The sequence below is a fragment of the Mesorhizobium sp. M2A.F.Ca.ET.037.01.1.1 genome (assembly GCF_003998075.1).
Lineage (GTDB): Bacteria > Pseudomonadota > Alphaproteobacteria > Rhizobiales > Rhizobiaceae > Mesorhizobium.
In genome coordinates this window covers 1-2640 of sequence record NZ_RZSA01000910.1, presented here as the reverse complement: position 1 = coordinate 2640, position 2640 = coordinate 1, and the positions used below count along the sequence as shown (strand labels likewise).

General features: G+C 63.8%; 3 protein-coding genes. All 3 read right to left on the bottom strand.

What is annotated here, in order from left to right; genetic code table 11:
• The coding region (locus EOA27_RS31165) for an SDR family NAD(P)-dependent oxidoreductase (protein ID WP_127258058.1) at positions 1-326 on the bottom strand (326 nt) is incomplete at its 3' end.
• Positions 327-381: 55 nt separating this feature from the next.
• Complete coding sequence (fabF, locus tag EOA27_RS31160; RefSeq protein WP_126080032.1) at positions 382-1680, bottom strand: beta-ketoacyl-ACP synthase II; 1299 nt, start codon at positions 1678-1680, stop codon at positions 382-384.
• A 310-nt stretch (positions 1681-1990) separates the two neighbouring features.
• Positions 1991-2593 (bottom strand): TetR/AcrR family transcriptional regulator, encoded by a 603-nt coding sequence (locus EOA27_RS31155; protein WP_127258060.1) that lies wholly within the window; start codon positions 2591-2593, stop codon positions 1991-1993.
• Positions 2594-2640: the final 47 nt, after the last annotated feature.

The following is a 2640-nucleotide window of genomic DNA, read 5'->3' as shown; positions in this document are numbered from 1 at the left end:
ACGCCGAAGACATTCACGTCGAACAGCGCTTGAGCCTGGGTGGTCGAGGACTCCTCCGCGCCGCCAAGCAGGCCCATGCCGGCATTGTTGACGAGCAGGTCGATGCGCCCGGCCTCGGCCAGCACCTCGTCGACCAGCTTCGCGACGGACGCGTCGTCGGTCACGTCGCAGGTCAGCATGGTGATGCCGTCGGATTTCTTGGAGACCGCGCGACGGCTGGTTCCGAACACGCGAAAGCCCGCATTCTGCAGGGCCTTGGCTGTCACTTGCCCGATGCCGGAGGATGCCCCTGTGGCGATGGCGACGCCAGGATTGGTCTTATTCATGGAGATCACTTTCTTGGGGTTGGATTGGAGCAGCGAGAAGTCTGGAGCGAAAGCGTCAGTCGGGAGCGGCTCGACCGTTCGCGCCGTCTCCGTCCCAGCGCCGGAACAGCACGCTGGCATTGACGCCTCCGAAGCCGAAACCGTTGGCGATCGCGTAGTCCATCTCCATCGGCCGGACCTCGTTTGCCACGAAGTCTATTCCGTCGGCCGCCGGATCGGGCGCACTCAGATTGAGAGTCGGCGGTGCCACCTGATCCCTGAGCGCCAGGATCGTGAAGATCGCGCCAAGCCCGCCGGCCGCCCCGAGCAGGTGTCCGGTCGCCGACTTGGTTCCGCTGACGGCGATCGAGAAATCCGCGCCGAAGACGCTTTTGATCGCTTCGATTTCGCCCAGGTCGCCCACCGGCGTGGAGGTCGCGTGCGCGTTGAGGTGGCGGATCTCGCGGGGGGAAATGCCTGCTTGGGCAATCGCGATCTCCATGGCGCGCCGCGCGCCATCGCCATCCTCGGGGCCGGAAGTAACGTGATGGGCGTCTGCCGTCGTGCCATAGCCAACGACCTCAGCGAGCGGCTCCGCGCCGCGCGCCAGCGCATGGCTCAATTCCTCGATGACGAGGATGCCAGCGCCTTCGCCCATGACGAAGCCGTCCCGCGACATGTCGAATGGACGGGAGGCCTGGTCGGGGCGGTGGTTGAAGGATGTCGAGAGCGAGCGTGCGGCTGCAAAACCGCCGAGACTGACGGTGTTCATGCATGCTTCCGTGCCTCCGCACACGGCTATGTCGGCTTCATCGGCGCGGATGATACGGGCCGCATCGCCGATCGCCTGGATGCCGGCAGCGCACGCCGTCACCGGTGCTCCGATGTGGCCCTTGAAGCCGTGGCGGATCGAGATGTGGCCCGCAGCGAGATTCACCAGGAAAGACGGCACCGTGAACGGTGAAAGACGCCGGACGCCGCGTTGATCGACCGTGCGCACCGCCTCGGTGATGGCGGGGAACCCGCCGACGCCTGAAGCAATGATCGTCGCGGTGCGAGCCCGCTCGTTTTCCGAGGCCGGCTTCCACCTAGACTGGGCAAGCGCTTCTTCCGCCGCAGCCAGCGCGAAGAGAATGAAGCGATCGATTCTTCGCTGATCCTTTGGAGCCACGAAGGCATTCGCATCGAGGCCGGCTTCCGGGTCTTCCTCCCGGAGAGGAACCACGCCGCCAACCTTCGCGGGCAAATCTCCAACAATCTCGTCGGCCAGCCTCCGGATGCCCGAGCGGCCGGCCAGGAGGCGCGACCAAGACCTTTCGACATTGGCGGCAAGGGGGGTAACCGCGCCCATGCCCGTAACAACAATCCGCCGCATCTATTCTCCTTTCGATTCCAGCACTCTTCCGGTGCCAACCGGTGTGGCTCGGGGCTGGCCCGGATCCGGCAGCCAGCCGAGCTGGATGACCGTTTCGCCGCTCGGCGTGCAAACGACCGAAAAGCTCGCAATCGAAGATGTGAGCATCACTGCTGCCTCGCCCTTGCACGCAACTCCGAGACTTGCGCTTCCCTGACTCGCCTTTCGAGGAGATCCAGCTCGGTGGTGTCGATCGCCTCCTCAAACCGGCGCAATTCTTCCAGCCAGTGGCGCCAAGACGCCCGTCGTCCCTTGGTTGGAGAAGCCATTGTCATTGGGCCGATCCCCGTTGGCGACCAGCGGCCAGCCCCGCCCGTATGCTCTCGGCGGCCGCTTGCAGGAATTGCTCCGACAGCCCCTCGTCATTGACGGCCCTCGAAAGGATGACCGCGCCGACCATGGTCGAGAGAATTGCCATGGCCTTGTCGCGGGAATCCCCTTGGCGCGCATCGCCAACCCAACCGCCGAGCAGGTCGAGGTATTTCCTGATCCCCGTTTCGAATGACGCTTTGACGTCGCTGCCTTGCCTGGCGGCATCCGAACCGAGCGCCACAACCGGGCAGCCGTCCATCCTTTCTCCGCGATGCCCGCTACTAAGGTAGAACTCGATCACAGCACCAACTGGATCTTCGGGTTTCGATGCAGTTGCCTCCGCCCATCGGTGGGCAGAGCTCTCCATCGCCCGCCTGGACGCCTGCGCCGCCAGGTCCTCCTTTGATGCGAACTGTTTGTAAAAAGCACCTTGGGTTAGCCCGGCGCCCTCCATCAGATCCTTCAGGCCGATGCCGTCGAAGCCATGCTCCCGAAAAAGCCGGCTGGCCACATCGATCACGGTTTGCCGGTTCTGCTCAGCCTGATTGCGACTCACGCGCATCATCATCTCCTTTTTTAGATTGCATTCGTAATCTATAACCTATAGAG